Annotated in this window: 21 protein-coding genes; 13 read left to right on the top strand and 8 right to left on the bottom strand. The window is 67.1% G+C overall.

The features are described from left to right. Positions 1 to 2 precede the first annotated feature (2 nt). From AB431_RS08170 to AB431_RS08195, 6 genes are read left to right on the top strand one after another with little or no spacing between them, the layout of a single operon-like run. Complete coding sequence (locus AB431_RS08170; protein WP_047329511.1) at positions 3 to 788, top strand: SDR family NAD(P)-dependent oxidoreductase; 786 nt, start codon at positions 3 to 5, stop codon at positions 786 to 788. Beyond that, positions 785 to 2038, top strand: coding sequence for a cytochrome P450 (locus AB431_RS08175; protein ID WP_047329512.1), 1254 nt, complete (start codon positions 785 to 787; stop codon positions 2036 to 2038). Before AB431_RS08170 ends, AB431_RS08175 begins: the two co-directional genes overlap by 4 nt. Positions 2039 to 2045: 7 nt before the next feature. Then, positions 2046 to 2480 carry a nitroreductase family deazaflavin-dependent oxidoreductase gene (locus tag AB431_RS08180; protein ID WP_047329513.1) on the top strand — a complete coding sequence of 145 codons (435 nt, stop codon included), beginning with the start codon at positions 2046 to 2048 and terminating at the stop codon, positions 2478 to 2480. Between the two features lie 59 nt (positions 2481 to 2539). Beyond that, positions 2540 to 3175, top strand: coding sequence for a TetR/AcrR family transcriptional regulator (locus tag AB431_RS08185; RefSeq protein WP_047333207.1), 636 nt, complete (start codon positions 2540 to 2542; stop codon positions 3173 to 3175). After that, the gene (locus tag AB431_RS08190) at positions 3172 to 4437 is read left to right on the top strand and encodes a cytochrome P450 (RefSeq protein WP_047329514.1); all 1266 of its coding nucleotides are present in this window, start codon (positions 3172 to 3174) and stop codon (positions 4435 to 4437) included. The genes AB431_RS08185 and AB431_RS08190 overlap by 4 nt, the downstream gene beginning before the upstream one ends. Beyond that, positions 4437 to 4949: a hypothetical protein gene (locus AB431_RS08195; RefSeq protein ID WP_047329515.1), complete on the top strand. Its 513-nt coding sequence runs from the start codon at positions 4437 to 4439 to the stop codon at positions 4947 to 4949. The genes AB431_RS08190 and AB431_RS08195 overlap by 1 nt, the downstream gene beginning before the upstream one ends. Positions 4950 to 4951: 2 nt before the next feature. Here AB431_RS08195 and AB431_RS08200 read toward each other — a convergent pair whose 3' ends face one another. Further along, positions 4952 to 5440: an aminoacyl-tRNA deacylase gene (locus AB431_RS08200; RefSeq protein WP_047329516.1), complete on the bottom strand. Its 489-nt coding sequence runs from the start codon at positions 5438 to 5440 to the stop codon at positions 4952 to 4954. Positions 5441 to 5696: 256 nt separating this feature from the next. Between AB431_RS08200 and AB431_RS08205 the strand changes: the two genes are divergently transcribed. Then, entirely contained in the window at positions 5697 to 6332 is a 636-nt protein-coding gene (locus AB431_RS08205) for a sigma-70 family RNA polymerase sigma factor (RefSeq protein WP_162489440.1), read from the top strand. Next, positions 6329 to 6640, top strand: coding sequence for a mycothiol system anti-sigma-R factor (gene rsrA / locus AB431_RS08210; protein WP_047329517.1), 312 nt, complete (start codon positions 6329 to 6331; stop codon positions 6638 to 6640). Before AB431_RS08205 ends, rsrA begins: the two co-directional genes overlap by 4 nt. Positions 6641 to 6685: 45 nt before the next feature. Here rsrA and AB431_RS31530 read toward each other — a convergent pair whose 3' ends face one another. Next, positions 6686 to 6760 (bottom strand): 50S ribosomal protein bL37, encoded by a 75-nt coding sequence (locus AB431_RS31530; RefSeq protein WP_011728008.1) that lies wholly within the window; start codon positions 6758 to 6760, stop codon positions 6686 to 6688. Positions 6761 to 6887: 127 nt separating this feature from the next. Between AB431_RS31530 and AB431_RS08215 the strand changes: the two genes are divergently transcribed. Together AB431_RS08215 and AB431_RS08220 are read left to right on the top strand one after the other, a co-directional pair. Next, complete coding sequence (locus AB431_RS08215) at positions 6888 to 7103, top strand: biotin/lipoyl-binding carrier protein (RefSeq protein ID WP_047333209.1); 216 nt, start codon at positions 6888 to 6890, stop codon at positions 7101 to 7103. Positions 7104 to 7107: 4 nt separating this feature from the next. Next, positions 7108 to 8604, top strand: coding sequence for a sensor histidine kinase (locus tag AB431_RS08220; RefSeq protein ID WP_047329518.1), 1497 nt, complete (start codon positions 7108 to 7110; stop codon positions 8602 to 8604). Positions 8605 to 8692: 88 nt separating this feature from the next. On the opposite strand, the gene AB431_RS08225 is transcribed toward AB431_RS08220, so the two are convergent. Together AB431_RS08225 and AB431_RS08230 are read right to left on the bottom strand one after the other, a co-directional pair. Further along, positions 8693 to 8947, bottom strand: a complete 255-nt coding sequence (locus tag AB431_RS08225) for a WhiB family transcriptional regulator (protein WP_047329519.1) — start codon at positions 8945 to 8947, stop codon at positions 8693 to 8695. 245 nt (positions 8948 to 9192) lie between these two features. Further along, the gene (locus AB431_RS08230) at positions 9193 to 10167 is read right to left on the bottom strand and encodes a diacylglycerol kinase family protein (protein ID WP_047329520.1); all 975 of its coding nucleotides are present in this window, start codon (positions 10165 to 10167) and stop codon (positions 9193 to 9195) included. A gap of 91 nt (positions 10168 to 10258) precedes the next feature. On the opposite strand from AB431_RS08230, the gene AB431_RS08235 reads away from it, so the two are divergent. Beyond that, positions 10259 to 10732 carry a GtrA family protein gene (locus AB431_RS08235; RefSeq protein WP_047329521.1) on the top strand — a complete coding sequence of 158 codons (474 nt, stop codon included), beginning with the start codon at positions 10259 to 10261 and terminating at the stop codon, positions 10730 to 10732. Positions 10733 to 10752: 20 nt separating this feature from the next. After that, positions 10753 to 11145: a hypothetical protein gene (locus tag AB431_RS08240; RefSeq protein ID WP_047329522.1), complete on the top strand. Its 393-nt coding sequence runs from the start codon at positions 10753 to 10755 to the stop codon at positions 11143 to 11145. On the opposite strand, the gene AB431_RS08245 is transcribed toward AB431_RS08240, so the two are convergent. From AB431_RS08245 to AB431_RS08255, 3 genes are read right to left on the bottom strand one after another with little or no spacing between them, the layout of a single operon-like run. Beyond that, on the bottom strand, positions 11142 to 11621 hold the full coding sequence (locus AB431_RS08245) for a GNAT family N-acetyltransferase (RefSeq protein WP_047329523.1): 480 nt from the start codon (positions 11619 to 11621) through the stop codon (positions 11142 to 11144). The two genes, AB431_RS08240 and AB431_RS08245, sit on opposite strands and share 4 nt — an antisense overlap. Then, a complete protein-coding gene (locus AB431_RS08250; RefSeq protein ID WP_082135871.1) occupies positions 11618 to 12712 on the bottom strand; it encodes an isochorismate synthase in 1095 nt (364 codons plus the stop codon). The genes AB431_RS08245 and AB431_RS08250 overlap by 4 nt, the downstream gene beginning before the upstream one ends. Continuing rightward, positions 12712 to 13323 carry an acid phosphatase gene (locus AB431_RS08255; protein WP_047333210.1) on the bottom strand — a complete coding sequence of 204 codons (612 nt, stop codon included), beginning with the start codon at positions 13321 to 13323 and terminating at the stop codon, positions 12712 to 12714. Before AB431_RS08255 ends, AB431_RS08250 begins: the two co-directional genes overlap by 1 nt. Before the next feature lie 70 nt (positions 13324 to 13393). Between AB431_RS08255 and AB431_RS08260 the strand changes: the two genes are divergently transcribed. Then, positions 13394 to 14194, top strand: a complete 801-nt coding sequence (locus AB431_RS08260) for a ParA family protein (RefSeq protein WP_162489408.1) — start codon at positions 13394 to 13396, stop codon at positions 14192 to 14194. Here AB431_RS08260 and AB431_RS08265 read toward each other — a convergent pair. Continuing rightward, positions 14191 to 15420 (bottom strand): hypothetical protein, encoded by a 1230-nt coding sequence (locus AB431_RS08265; protein WP_047329525.1) that lies wholly within the window; start codon positions 15418 to 15420, stop codon positions 14191 to 14193. The genes AB431_RS08260 and AB431_RS08265 overlap by 4 nt on opposite strands. Between the last annotated feature and the right edge of the window lie 18 nt (positions 15421 to 15438).

Consider the following 15438-nt stretch of genomic DNA (forward strand, 5'->3'; position numbering starts at 1 on the left):
GCGTGGCCGGAGTACTGAACGGCAAGAGCGCCGTCGTCACCGGCGCGGGATCTGGGGTCGGACGCGCGTCTGCGCTCAGATTCGCGCAGCAAGGTGCGCGAATCGTCGTGGCCGACATCGACATCGAGCAGGCCAAGGAGACGGTCCGGCGGATCGAGGCGGCAGAGGGGACCGCCACGGCCGTCGGCGTCGACGTGTCGAACGAGGCGGCCGTGGAGGCGATGATCGCTGCTGCGGTGGACAGCTACGGCCGCCTGGACATTGTGTTCAACAACGTCGGCATCCCGACACCGCGGCTCGGCATGACGTTCGAGGACCACACCCTCGACGACTTCAACCGCCTGGTGGCGGTGAACCTCGGCGGTGTGTTCCTGGGTTGCAAATACGCTGTGCTGCAATTCAAGAAGCAGGGCAGCGGAGGTGTCATCCTCAACACCGGTTCGGTCGCCGGGCTGGTCGCCTGGGGCGGCACGGTGTACGGCGCGACGAAGGGCGGAGTGCTGCAGCTGACCCGTGCCGTCGCGGTTGAAGCCGCACCGTTCGGCATCCGGGTGAATGCCATCTGCCCGGCGGCGATGCCGCTGACCGGGTTCATGGCTGCCGGCGGGTTGGACGTCGACGACACGCAGCTGGCCGGCATCGCGGAAAAGGTCGGCGCACAGCACCCATTGGGCAACGCCATCACCGCCGAGGATTGCGCCGAGGCCGCGCTCTATCTGGTGTCGGACGCGGCGCGCAACATCACCGGGGTGGCGCTTCCCGTCGACGGCGGGTACGTGGCGCGATGACCACGCCCACGCTGGACCGGGACCGGCTGCGGGAGCTGTTCGACCTGCGCAGCTCCTACAACTCCTTCAGCGGCGGTGCCTACGAGGGCGACCCGTACCCGGCCTGGCATCGGCTACGGGAGCAGGGTCCTGTACTGCCGGGCGTCCTGCATGAGCTCACTGGCTGCACCGAGCCCATGTACTTCCACGGTCTGCCGTACCCGGACCGACCGCACTTCACCCTGTTCGACTACGAGACCTGCTTTGCGGCGCACCGCGATCCCGACGTGTTCGCGTCGTCGGCGGAACCGGTCGATCTCGACAGTGGCCCACTCGGACTCACCAACAGCATGCTGTCGATGGACGGTGCCCAGCACAAGCGTTACCGCGCCCTGGTTCAGCCGTCGTTCCTCTCGTCGAACGCCAGATGGTGGATTGACAATTGGATCTCCGAGACCGTTGACATGCTCATCGACAGCTTCGCGCGCGACGGTCGCGCCGAGCTCAACGTCGACTTCTGCGCGGCCATACCGATTCTCACGATCACCGGCAGCTTCGGGGTGCCGGTCGAGCAGGCACTCGAGATCAGGGAAGCGCTCACCCGCGACCCGCAGCGGGTCGTCGACATGCTCAAACCCATTGTCGCGGTGCGCCGTGCCGAACCGAAGGACGACCTCATCAGCGTTCTCGTGCAGGCGGAGCTCACAGACGAGGACGGCACGACCACCCGGCTGACCGATCGTGAGATCGACTCGTTCGTGCTGCTGTTGCTCGGCGCCGGTTCGGGCACCACCTGGAAACAGATGGGCACCACACTGACCGCACTGCTGCAGCGACCCGACCTGCTCGATGCAGTCCGGCAGGACCGGTCTCTGTTGCGGCCCGCCATCGAGGAGTCGGTGCGCTGGATGCCGACGGATCCGATGTTCTCCCGCTGGGTGGTCACCGACACCGAACTCGGCGGCGTCGAACTCCCTGCCGGCTCGGTGGTGCACATCAACATCGGTGCGGCCAACCGGGATCCGGAGCGGTGGGACCGACCCGACGAATACGACATCACCCGCCCGCTGCGGCCGAATCTCGGTTTCGGACAGGGTGCGCACATCTGCCTGGGTATGCACGTCGCCCGCGCCGAGATGGCGGTGGCGATTTCGACCCTGCTGGATCGGCTGCCGAATCTGCGGCTGGATCCCGACGCCGAGCCGCCCCGCTTCGTGGGCATGTACGAGCGCGGCGCCACCGCGATCCCGGTCCTCTTCGATCCAGCCTGAGGTGAGTATGGCCGAACAGAACTACACTGCTCCGGATCTCGTCCTCGTCGGTGCTGATCATGTTGCGGCATACCGTGATAGCAGCGGCGAGGTCGGCTATCTGTGGAACGGGGTGCCGACCCTGCTGTTGTCGGTGGCGGGCCGGCGTAGCGGGGAGACCCACACCTCGGCGCTGATCTTCGCCCGCGACGGCGACGACTACCTCGTCGTCGCGTCGATGGGCGGGGCGCCCAGACACCCGAATTGGTATTTGAACCTGCAAGCCAACCCCGCGGCGATGATCCAGGTGCGCGACCAGGAGATCGCGGTCACCGCGCGCACCGCCACACCTGACGAGAAGCCCCGGCTCTGGTCGATCGTGACGAGTGTGTGGCCGAATTACGAGGTCTATCAGTCACGGACGGACCGCGACATTCCCGTTGTGGTGCTGTCACCGTCATGACGAGCGTCGGCGTTCCGTCCGAGTCGTGGGTGGACCGCGCCGTCGAGCGGTCGGCGGCCGTGCAACGTTCGCGGCTGAGAATCGCCAAGCAGGTACGCCAGATGCTTGACGCCGCCCAGCGGCTGATCGCCGACAAGGGCGACGAGTTCACCACGCAGGAGCTGGTGACCGAGGCCGGTGTCGCCCTGCAGACGTTCTACCGGTATTTCGCGAGCAAGGACGAACTGCTGCTCGCGGTGATCGGCGACGCGATGGTCGTGGCCTGCGAGCACTGGGTGGCGAATGCCGCGCAGCTTCCCGATCCGCTGGCCCGCCTTCGGTACTACGTCCTGTCCACCCTCGAACGGCTCGACGGTGACAGTCGCAATGCCGCAATGTCGCGGTTCGTGGTGTCGACGCGCTGGCGGCTGCACCGGCAATTTCCCGAGGACCTGGCCGAAGCTGAAAAGCCGTTCGTCGACCTGGTGCGCGGCGAGGTCGGCGCTGCGATCGAGGCCGGCTTGCTGAATCCGCCCGACCCCGACTGGGATTCGTGGTTTCTCGCCGAGCTCATGCGCGCGGTGTACCACTTCTACGCCTTCGCCGCGCACAGCGAGGGTGAACTCGATGACGTCAAAGACCGACTGTGGCGGTTCTGCCTGGCTGCCCTGGGCGGCAGGCCGGAAACCGTCCGCGAGAAAGGTGTTGCCCCATGATCGATTCCAGTGTCGACTTCTTCACCAGCCCGGAGTTCGTCCCCGATCCGCACCCGTACTTCGACTACCTGCGCAGCCAGGGTCCGGTGGTGAGAGAACCCCACCACGGAGTGGTGGCCGTCACCGGATACGAGGAGACACTGGAGGTGCTCAAGGACGGCGAGCTGTGGTCCAGTTGCGTGTCGGTGGGCGGCCCGTTCCCGCCATTGCCGTTCACCCCGGAGGGCGACGACATCAGCGAGCAGATCGCAGCGCATCGTACCCAGATGCCACTGCACGAGCACATGGTGGCGATGGACCCGCCCAACCACACCAGGGCGCGTTCGCTGCTGTCTCGGCTGCTGACACCCAAGCGGCTGAAGGCGAATGAGGACTTCCTGCTCGAACTGGCCGACGCTCAGCTCGACGAATTCGTCGGAGCCGGCGAGTGCGAGTTCCTGACCGCCTACTCGAAACCGTTCTCGTTGCTCGCTGTTGCCGACCTGCTCGGTGTGCCCCGCGAGGACCACCCGCGGTTTCGCGGTGTGCTGGCCAGCCCGCACTTGATGGGCAACATCGAGGGCCAGGGTGCGGCGATCAATCCGCTGGAGTTCCTGGACGAGATGTTCAGCGGCTACATCGAAGACCGCCGCGCCCGCCCGCGCGACGACGTGCTGACCGAACTGGCGCTGGCCACCTATCCGGACGGGGCGCAGCCGCCCGTGACCGACGTCGTCCGCACCGCGAGCTTTCTGTTCGGCGCCGGCCAGGAAACCACCGCCAAGCTGCTCGGTGCGGCGCTGCGTATTCTCTGCGAACGTCCGGAGCTGCAGCAGGCGCTGCGCGACGATCCGACCCTGATCCCGGTGTTCGTCGAAGAGACCCTGCGCGTGGAGAGCCCCGTCAAGACCCAGTTCCGGTTGGCGGTTCGCTCGACAAAGCTTGGGGGAGTTGATATCCCAGCGGGTACCGTTGTGATGGTGTCGGCGGCGGCGACCAACCGCGACCCGGACCGGTTCGCGGCCCCGCACGAGTTCCGGCTCGACCGCAAGAACGTCCGAGAACAGATCGCGTTCGGTCGGGGCGTGCATTCATGTCCGGGGGCTCCATTGGCGCGGGTGGAGGGTCGGGTGTCGCTCGAGCGGATCCTGGCCCGGATGACCGACATCACCGTCGACGAGCGGTTCCACGGCCCGGCGGGTGCCCTCACGTTCACCTACGAGCCGACATACATTCTGCGCGGTCTGACCGATCTGCATCTGAGGTTCACTCCGGCCCGCTGATGACGAGTCGGGGAAAGTTCTGCACTGCAACGGCTTTCGGGCTCGCTGTTGCGGCACTGGCCTGGTCGCCGAGCGCATCGGCGACCGACGCGGCGCTCAACGGCACCTACGTGGCGACGTCCAACGGGGACTGGGCGAAAACCAACGACGTCTTCCACAACGAAGCCAGCGTCCGCAGCACCTGGACCATTCGCATGTCCTGCAACGACGCCGTCACGTGCAACGGCACCGTCGTCAGCGACGCCGGATGGAGCGCCGATATTGTCATCACCAACGGCGAATACGTCGTCAAACGCGAGCTGCCCGGTTGGGAGCGCTGCGCCGACGGAACCGGCCGCGTCGCGACCGGGCATCAGCGCTACCGCTTCTTCCCCGTCGGCCCCGACGGCTTCGTCCGGCCCGGGTCGCGGGTCTTCGCGGGCTTCGACAAGACGTCGGGCGACAGCGGCGCGTGCAGCCGCAACGAAGAACTGGAGATCGAGCTGCCGTTCCGGCTGGAGAAAGTGGACTGAAACTACTGCGCGCGGATATCGGCGGTCACCGCGTCGGTCAGCCGGACCAGATCCTGCGGCGCCAGCGAGACGTCCCAGCCCCGCTTGCCTGCGCTGCACAACACCCGCTCGAACCCCAGCGCCGACGCGTCGACCACGGTAGGCAGCCGCTTGCGCTGGCCCAGCGGCGAGATCCCGCCCAGCACATAACCGGTGGCGCGTTCGGCGGCCGCCCGATCGGCCATCGCGACCTTGGACAGTCCCAGTGCGGCGGCGGCGGCCTTCAGTGACAGCTTCCACGGCACCGGCAAAACCGCGACCGCCAGCACCGAACCGGACGCGATCACCAACGTCTTGAAGATCTGCTCGGGCACCAGCGAATCGCCGGCCAGGGCGGCGACCGCCTCGTCGCCGTAGGACTCCGACCGCGGGTCGTGGTCGTATCGCAGCACTTCATGCGGTGCTTTGGCGGCGATCAGCGCGACGATCGCCGGGGTCGCGGCACGACTCACGGGGCACAGCCTAACCACGGGAAATAGCGCGGTGAGAAATCCTGTTGTGGACAGTGGTCGCAGCAAGCAAGCCCGCGATCGACGGTCTCAACGAAAAAAGTGTTGGTCACAGCCTTAGGATTGGAAGGAGAGAAGTCCGGTGTCAGCTGCAGTCTGCATGATGGCCGAAGAGCAGGCACCCGCATTTCTCATCCGTCCGATACCGCTGCCGGAGCTCTTGAGGGGCGCCGCGGCAGAAGGGACTGTGTCACCCACGATGACCGACATCGACATCGAGGCCCCGCAGCGCGAAGAGTCCGATGCGGAGTTGACGGCACGCTTCGAGCGTGACGCCATTCCGCTGCTCGATCAGCTTTACGGCGGTGCGCTGCGGATGACGCGCAATCCGGCAGACGCTGAAGACCTGTTGCAGGAAACGATGGTCAAGGCCTACGCCGGCTTCCGCTCGTTCCGCGAGGGCACCAACCTCAAAGCCTGGTTGTACCGGATTCTGACGAACACCTACATCAACAGTTACCGCAAGAAGCAGCGCCAGCCGGCCGAGTATCCGACCGAGGAGATCACCGACTGGCAGTTGGCGGCCAACGCCGAGCACACCTCGACGGGTCTGCGTTCGGCTGAGGTCGAGGCACTCGAACTGCTGCCGGACACCGAAATCAAAGAAGCTCTGCAGGCATTGCCGGAGGAGTTTCGGATGGCGGTGTACTACGCCGATGTCGAGGGCTTCCCGTACAAGGAGATCGCCGAAATCATGGACACCCCGATCGGAACGGTGATGTCCCGGCTGCACCGAGGCAGGCGCCAGTTGCGTAGCCTGCTGGCCGATGTGGCCAAGGAACGCGGATTCTCCCGCGGACAAGCGGAGGATGCACCGGAGGAGGTGTCGTCATGAGCGACGATCAGGTACGCGGCGAGGAAGACTGGCGCCCGCCCATCGGCCCGGTGGACCCCGATCACCCCGAGTGCGCTGCGGTGATCGCCGAGGTGTGGACGCTGCTCGACGGTGAATGCACCACCGAGACCCGCGACCGGCTGCGTCATCACCTCGAAGAGTGCCCGACGTGCCTGCAGTACTACGGGGTTGAAGAGCGGATCAAGAAGCTGGTTGCGTCCCGCTGCAGTGGAGACAAGGCGCCCAGTCATCTGGTGGAGAAGGTCCGGCTACAGATCAGTCAGACCACGATCATCCGGCGCGGCTGACCCGCGACAAAAAAGTGCCCGGCAGATGCCGGGCACTTTTTGCTGTCAGGCGTTGGGCCGCTTGCCGTGGTTGGCCTTGCTGTGCTTGCGGTCACGCTTCTTACGGCCACGCTTGGCCATGATGTACCTCCATCGATCAGACGCTTGCATACAGTGTCTCACGGCCCGGTAGCGCCTCTGACCACCCGGTGTTGTGGTTCGATAGAGCGGCACTTAAGAGATGAGCAGTACCAAGAGTGAGGTGAAGATGGCCGAGGATGTGCGCGCCGAGATCGTGGCCAGTGTGCTCGAGGTAGTGGTCAGCAAGGGTGACCAGATCGGTGCGGGCGACACCCTGGTGCTTCTGGAGTCGATGAAGATGGAGATCCCGGTGCTCGCCGAGGTCGGCGGCACCGTCACCGAGGTCAGCGTTTCCGTTGGCGACGTCATCCAGGCCGGCGACCTCATTGCCGTGATCGACTAGCTTCGTGTCCACCCTCGGTGACCTGCTCGCCGAGCACACGGTGCTGCCGGGCAGCGCCGTGGACCATCTGCACGCAGTGGTCGGCGAATGGCAGCTGCTGGCGGACCTCTCGTTCGCCGACTATCTGATGTGGGTGCGCCGCGACGACGGCGCCCTGGTCTGCGTGGCTCAATGCCGGCCCAACACCGCCCCGACGGTCTTGATCCGGGACGCGGTCGGGACAGTCGTCGCCGCCGGCGACCTGTCGCTGGTGACGGCGGCGTTCACCTCGGGTGCGATCGGGCGGGGCGGCAGCGATCTCGAACTGCGCGACCCCGGCATGAACGTCGAAGCGGTCCCGGTCCGCTACAGCAATCAGGTGGTGGCCGTGCTGACCCATCAGACCGCGCTGGCCGAGCGGCGCACGTCGTCGCCCCTGGAGCGGGCCTACATGGACTGTGCGGGCAACCTGCTGCACATGCTGTCCGAGGGCACCTTCCCCAACGTCGGCGACCTGGCGCTGTCCCGGTCGAGCCCGCGGGTCGGCGACGGTTTCATCCGCCTCGACGTCGACGGTGTGGTCGCCTACGCCAGCCCGAACGCGCTGTCCGCCTACCACCGGATGGGGTTGGCCGCCGAGCTGGAGGGCCACAACCTGGTGGCGATCACCCGGCCGCTGATCTCCGACCCGTTCGAGGCGCAGGAATTGGCCGAGCATGTGCGCGACTCGCTGGCCGGTGGGTCGAGCATGCGCCTGGAGGTCGACGCCGGCGGTGCCGCGGTGCTGCTGCGCACGCTGCCGCTGGTGGTTCACGGCGCCGCTGCGGGGGCGGCGGTGCTCATCCGGGACGTCACCGAGGTGAAACGCCGCGACCGCGCTTTGCTGTCCAAGGACGCGACGATCCGCGAGATCCACCACCGGGTAAAGAACAACCTGCAGACCGTCGCGGCGCTGCTGCGCCTTCAGTCCCGCCGGACCAGCAATGAGGAGGCGCGCGAGGCGCTGATGGAGTCGGTGCGCCGAGTGGCCTCGATCGCCCAGGTGCACGAAGCCCTGTCGATGTCGGTGGACGAGGAGGTCAATCTCGACGAGGTGATCGATCGGATCCTGCCCATCATGAACGACGTCGCCCGGGTCGACACGCCCATCCGGATCAACCGGGAGGGCGCCTTGGGGGTGCTCGACGCTGACCGGGCCACCGCGTTGGTGATGGTGGTGACCGAGCTGGTCCAGAACGCCATCGAGCACGCCTTCGACTCGACGGCGAAAGGCGGCTGCGTGACGATCCGGGCCGAGCGTTCGGCACGGTGGCTGGACGTCGTGGTGCACGACGACGGCCGCGGGCTGCCGGATGGCTTCTCCCTGGAGAAGTCCGACCGGCTGGGCCTGCAGATCGTGCGGACGTTGGTCACCGCGGAACTCGACGGTTCCCTGGGAATGCACGACGTTCCCGGCGGCGGGACCGATGTTGTGTTGCGTGTACCACTCGGACGGCGTTCAACTGCCCGAGTTCCCCAATAGCAAATGTGACCGACACGACATTTGTAAATGAAAATCGCGGCCCTGGCATTTGCCGGGGCCGCGATCTGCAGAACTTCGAAAGTGCGGGCTAGACGCTGCTGCGCGCGCGGGTGCGGGCGTTGCGACGCTTCAGCGCGCGACGCTCGTCCTCGCTCATACCGCCCCAGACGCCGGCATCCTGGCCGGAATCCAAAGCCCAGGTCAGACACTCCGTCGTCACCGGACAGCGGTTACATACGAGCTTCGCGTCAGCGATCTGGGCGAGCGCCGGGCCGCTGTTCCCCACGGGGAAGAACAGTTCCGGATCCTCGTCACGGCAGACCGCCTTATGGCGCCAATCCATTTGTCGCTACTCCTTACTATGTGCGCAGCGAAGCGCACTCGCTTTTCGTTCGGCTGTTAATGCAGTGCACACAAATGTTTCTGTGTTGTTGCATCCGATCGTTTCACAGCCTCGACGGTTGTCAATAGAACTCAGTTAACAAGTGGGCAACCTCACTACAAGCTCTGGCTGGGGGTGGGTTACCAAACCCTCTACCCGTTTGTACTACACTCAACCCACCTGCGCCCTGAATATTTGGCGCGACTCTATTTCTGCAGGTCAGAGCGCTCCGCCGCGGGCGGAGCGAGGACGCAGAGGGCCCCCGGAACCGATCGGAACGTCATTTCCGCGCGTAGGCCCAGAAAATCCCCGTCGATCTGGCTGGCGACCGGTTCGTCGGCCGTGACCCGTACCCACGCCACGTCGTCCTCGCGGATCAGGTGCTTGGCCTTGATGACCGGCTTCTTCGACAGCATTCGGCGCACCAACATCAGGTTCCTCCAGACGTTCATGCTGGTGATCGCGAAAACCCCCAGGCCGGTCTCGAACGTGGTGTCCGGGTTCGTCCACACCGGCCTGGTGTTGGCGTAGGTCCACGGGCTGGAGTTGGAAATGAACGCGAAGTAAACCCCGGTTCGGGGCGGCTGGCCGGGCATCTCGAGGGTCAGCAGCGGCTCGTTGCGGGCGCTGGCCAGCATCTCGCGCACTGCCACCCGGACGTAGCGGCCGGCGGTGACCTTGCGGCCCTTGGCACGCTGCGCCTCGACCGCCGCCACCACGTCGCCGTCCACACCCATCCCGGCGGTGAAGACCGCCCAGCGTTCGCCGCAGTCCATCAGCCCGATCTCGCGCCACGGCGCGCCGTCGCGACGGGCGCTGAGCAGGTCGACAAGCTGATTGGTGGCGACGATCGGGTCTGGGCTGATGCCCAGCGCCCGGGCGAAGACGTTCGCGGAGCCGCCTGGCACCACGGCTACCGCGGGCAACGTCTCGGGCCGTTCCCGGCCAGGCCTGCCGAGCAGACCGTTGACCACTTCGTTCACCGTGCCGTCGCCGCCGTGGACGATGACCACGTCAGTCCCGTCCTGCCTGGCGGCTTCGGCGATCTCGATGGCGTGGCCGCGGTGGTCGGTGTGGACGACGGACAGGTCCACGCGGCTCTCCAGCGCGTGGGCGAGCAGGTCGCGGCCGGCTGCGGTGGTCGATGTGGCGTTCGGGTTGACGATCAGGACGGCACGCACGAGCCATGAGCCTAGACCGGTGCGGCACCGCTGTTCGAAGTGTTTGCCTGCTCATCACGAAGGGGACAGCTGCCGGTGGCATGCTCGCGATGTGATCGTGGGGTCGGAGCAGGGTTCGGCCAGTGCCGTCGGGTGGTTTCACCGGGCCTGCGAGGCGGTGGTCGCGCGGTTGCCACTCGGGCTGAATTCGCTTGTGCCGCCGACCTTTCTGGGCTTCGTGGTGATCAACTCCGGCACCTTCGCATTGGATCTGCTGGTGCTCACGCTGCTGCACGGTGTCCTTCATCTGCCGTTCGGGGTGGCGGTGACGGCGGCCTATGTCGGTGCCTTCGCGGCCAGTTACGTGCTCAACCGGGTGGTGAACTTCCAGTCGCACGGTGCGGTCGGTCCGCAGGTGGCCGTCTACGTCGTCGTGGTGGTGATCAACTACCTGGCGTTCATACTCGGGGTCTCCAGTGCGTTGCGTGCCCTCGGCGTCGAGTACCACCTGGCCCGGATCGCGGCGGGGGCCTGCGAGGGCCTTTACATGTATTGCGCGATGCGGTGGGTGGTGTTCCGGCGCTGAGCGCTCGGTACCGTACTGGCGTGACCGAATCCGCTGTCCCGCCGCCCGTGGTGCGTTATGCCGGTTTCGCGGCGGCTGCCGAAGGGGCGGTGGCGATCGTCGTGGCCGTGGTGTTGGTGGTGCGTGGGCTGGCCGGCGCCGACCAGCACATCGTCAACGGATACGGGACGGCCGGCTGGTTCGCGGTGATGGGCGCCGCAGTGCTGGCCGCGGGCTGGGCCCTGGCCACCGGACGGCGCTGGGGCAGGGGCATCGCGGTGTTCGCCAACCTGTTGCTGTTACCGGTGGCCTGGTACATCGTGGCCGCCCACCAGCCCGTCTACGCAGTGGCGATGGGTGGAGTGGCGATCGCCGTGCTCGCGCTGCTGTTCAGCCCGCCGGCTCTGCGCTGGGCGTCGCGCGCCGACGACTAAACCTCGGCGGCCAGCGCCTGGAGTTCCGCTCCGCTGACCCGGTAGTTGATCCATTCCGACATCTGCTTGCCGCCGACCGCGTCATAGAGCGCGATGGCGTTGACGTTCCAGTCCAACACTTCCCACGCCAGCCGGGTGTAGCCGTTGTCGATGCACTCCTTCGCCAGCGTCGCAAGCAACGTACGCGCCAGGCCGCGCCGGCGGAACTTGTCGCGCACGAACAGGTCTTCGAGGTAGATGCCGGCCACACCGTCCCACGTGGAGAAGGTGCGGAACCACAGCGCGACCGCGGCCGCTTCGCCGTCGATCTCGACCAGATGGCAGGACGCAGGCGGGTTGTCGCCGAACAGTGCTGCGGTGATTTGACTTTCGGTCACCGTGCATTGATCGGCAGCATGCTCGAACTCGGCGAGCTCGCGGATCATCGCGACGATCTCGGCCTCGTCGCCGGGTTGGGCCATCCGGATCACGGTCATTGCTGCACCCCCAGAGCTGACAGAATGGTGTTGAACTTGGTTGTGGTTTCGGCGACTTCGTCATCCGCGTCCGATTCGGCGACGATACCGCCACCGGCCTGGGCCAGCGCCGCGCGCCGGTCGGCCGACAGCTGCGCGCCGCGGATCGCCACCACCCAGCGGCCGTCGCCGCGCGCATCGCACCAGCCGACCGCGCCGGCGTAGAAGCCGCGGTCACCTTCCAGCGCCGCGATCAGATCGACCGCCGCCTGCGTCGGCACCCCGCCCACGGCCGGAGTGGGGTGCAGTGCCAACGCCAAATCGATTGCGGTGGTTGAGGTATCGCGCAACCGGCCGCGGATCGGCGTGGCGAGATGCCACAGCGCGGCGGTGCGACTCAATTGCGGTTTGGGTGCGACGTCGAGGTTGGCGCACAGCGGCTCCAGTGCAACACGCATGGTGTCCACGACGAGCTGGTGTTCGTGCCGGTTCTTGCCCGACTCGGCCAACGCGGTGCCGTTGGCGGCGTCCACCTGCGGGTCCGCCGACCGCGGCGCGGAACCCGCGAACGGCTGGCAGGTCACCACGTCACCGAAGCGGGCGACCAGCAGCTCAGGGCTGGCGCCCACCAGAGCGGTACCGGTGTACTCACCTCCGGCGACCGAGAGGTCGGCCAGGTAGGCGGTGGCTTCGGGATCAGCGGCCCGCAAACGACTCAGAATCGTCCGCTCGTCGAGCGCGGCGTCGGCGACCAGCCGCAGCGCGCGCGCCAAAACGACCTTCTGCAAAGCGCTTTCGGGATCGGTGAGGCGGCCCAGGGCACTGCGGATGCGGGCCCGGTGTTCCTCGGGTGCCGGCAGCATCGCGTCGATCCGCACCGCGGGCGACGCCGTCGTCGACCATGCGGGCAAGTGGTCACCGAACGTCACCGTCGTCGGCGTCAGCAGTGCCGCCTTGCTGCGAATGTCGAACGGCAGCGCACCCACCACCACGTCGGCCGAACCGTCGGTCAACGCCGCCGATGCCGCGGCGACATCGTCGTATCCCGTCTCGATGCCCTCGGCGACGACTGTTCCGGCGGGGCCGCTCAGCACAAAGGTTGGAACCGCGATCACGTCCCGGTGACCGGCTCGCGGTGGCTGGTCAACCCCAGCGCCGAGAGCTGCCGCAGTCCGTATTCGAATCCGCACACCGCGACCGACGCCGCGCCGAACCCGTACCGGGCACCTTCGCGCAGCGGCTGCTCGACCCAGCGGGTCAGCACCGAGCGGGAGAAGTGTCCGTGGCCGACGAACACCACGTCGCGGTCGACCATGTGGTCCAGCGCGTACGACACCGCCTGGTCGGCGCGCATGCTCACCTGGTCGACGCTCTCGCCGCCCGGGCAGCCGTAGGTCCACAGCAGCCAGCCGGGGGTGTCAGTGCGGATCTGGTGGGTGGTGAGCCCCTCGTAGTCCCCGTAATTCCATTCGGACAGCAGCGGGGACACCTCGTCGACGGTCAATCCGGCGAGCTCGGCGGTGGCCAGGGCGCGCTTGCGCGGGCTGCTGACCACGATCGGATTGTCCAAACCCAGGCGCTCGATCGTGTGCGCGGCCAATTCGGCCTGTTCGCGACCGTGCTCGGTGAGATCGAGGTCGGTGGTGCTGGTGTGCTGGCCACTCTTGGACCACTCGGTCTCGCCGTGCCGAAGCAGGACCAGCCGATGCGTACCGACGCTCACACCCACTGATTCTGCCCGATGACCAGGCGCGCCGTGGCGGCCGGGACGCAACGGCGGCGAACCTGCAAGGATGGTCCCCGTGACCCGAGTACTGGCGGTAGCCAATCAAAAGGGTGGGGTGGCCAAGACAACCACGGTCGCGTCTCTGGGGGCGGCTTTCGTAGATGCGGGCAAGCGTGTCTTGCTCGTGGACCTGGACCCGCAAGGCTGTTTGACGTTCTCGCTGGGTACCGACCCGGACAAGCTGCCGGTGTCGGTCCACGAGGTGCTGCTCGGCGACGTCGAGCCGAATGCGGCGCTGGTGGAAACGGCCGAGGGCATGACGCTGCTGCCGGCCAACATCGACCTGGCCGGCGCCGAAGCCATGCTGCTGATGCGGGCCGGCCGCGAGTACGCCCTCAAACGCGCGCTGGACAAGCTCGACCAGTTCGATGTGGTGATCATCGACTGTCCGCCGTCGCTGGGCGTTCTCACCCTCAACGGGCTGACCGCCGCCGACGAGGTGATCGTGCCGCTGCAGTGCGAGACGCTGGCGCACCGCGGGGTGGGGCAGTTCCTGCGCACGGTCGACGACGTGCAGCAGATCACCAACCCGAACCTGAAGCTGCTGGGTGCGCTACCCACGCTGTACGACTCGCGCACCACACACAGTCGCGACGTCCTGCTCGACGTCGCCGACCGCTACAACCTGCCGGTGCTGGCCCCGCCGATCCCGCGCACGGTGCGCTTCGCCGAGGCCAGCGCATCCGGTTCGTCGGTGCTCGCGGGCCGGAAAAGCAAGGGCAGCACGGCATATCGCGAATTCGCGGCCGCATTGCTCAAGCATTGGAAGTCCGGAAAGGCGCTGCCCACCTTCACTCCCGAGGTCTAAGCCTTCGGGCCGAACGCGGCCAGCGCGTCACCGTGCTGCTCGATCACCATCGAGCCGGTGACCGTCGGGACCACCGGTCCCGAGCCGGCCGGGTGCGCGACCGCGATAACGCGCTCGCTGGTGCCGCTGCCGGGTTCGTACACCCCGATGCCGTTGGTGAGCGGGATCAGGAGTCGGCCGGCCATCATCGCGCCGGGGCCCAGCGGCGCCACCGCGCCGGCGGCCTCGATGGTGTAGCGGTACGACAGCCGGGTGTCGAAGACCTCCACGCTGTCGCCGGTCCACCAGGTGTACAGGTCGCCGGCGTGGGTGACGGCCTGGGCCGAATTGGCAAGCACCGGAGGCTTTTTCAGCAATGTGCTGGCGATCTTGCTGCCGGTCTCGTCGTACACGGCGATCTGGGGTTGCGGGGACGGCAGGTACACCGCGGTGGTGGTGCCCGCCACCGCCAGCACGCGCGCCTCGGAATCAGCGGCGACACCGGGTAGCGGGACGTTCTTGGTGTCGGGCTCGTCTTCTTCCTTCGCCGGCTTGAGCAACGTCAGGCGCAGGTCCTTCTGGTCGCGGCAAGCTTCCAGCACCGACACCGCTTCGTCGCTCGCCGCTGCCGACATCAGCGTGCAACCGGCACCGATGCCCTGGTTGACCGGTTTCACCCGGGCGTCGATCTCGCCGTAGGACAGCATCCGCACCAGATCCGAGCGCCACAGCTCCAACCGGGTCGGCCCGGCCGAAAGCACGGCGCTGCCGTTCGAGCTGAGCACCACGTGCTCGTCGGCGTAGGCGGTGCGGGTCGGGCCGCGGCGTCCCGAGCCGCCGCTGATACTGCTGACCTGTCCGCAGCCGCGACGGTCCGGATACACCGCGACGGCGAGGTCGTAGACGTAGGAGACCCCGCACAGGGAGGTGTCGCGGGCGAACGTCCACCGGATCTGGCCGGTCTGCGGGTCATGACCGTCGACGGTCCGCCCGTTTCCGGTCACCACCGTGCCGCCCACGACGATCGGGCTCAGCGTGCGCGGGCTGGTCGCGGTCCACAGCTGGTTCAGCGTCTCGGGAACCACCCGCGCCGGGATCGGGTTGGGCGTCGGCGACGTGGCGGGCCGGCTGATCGTGGCCCGCGCAGAGCTGTTCCACCAGAACAGTGCGGCGATGACGGCCACGACAAGCGCGATCGTCGTAGCGGCGACGAGGTCGCCTTTGGTGCGGCGCTCGGGTCTGACCATCTAGGCGACGATAGCGGT

It is taken from the genome of Mycobacterium sp. EPa45, assembly GCF_001021385.1.
Taxonomy (GTDB): domain Bacteria; phylum Actinomycetota; class Actinomycetes; order Mycobacteriales; family Mycobacteriaceae; genus Mycobacterium.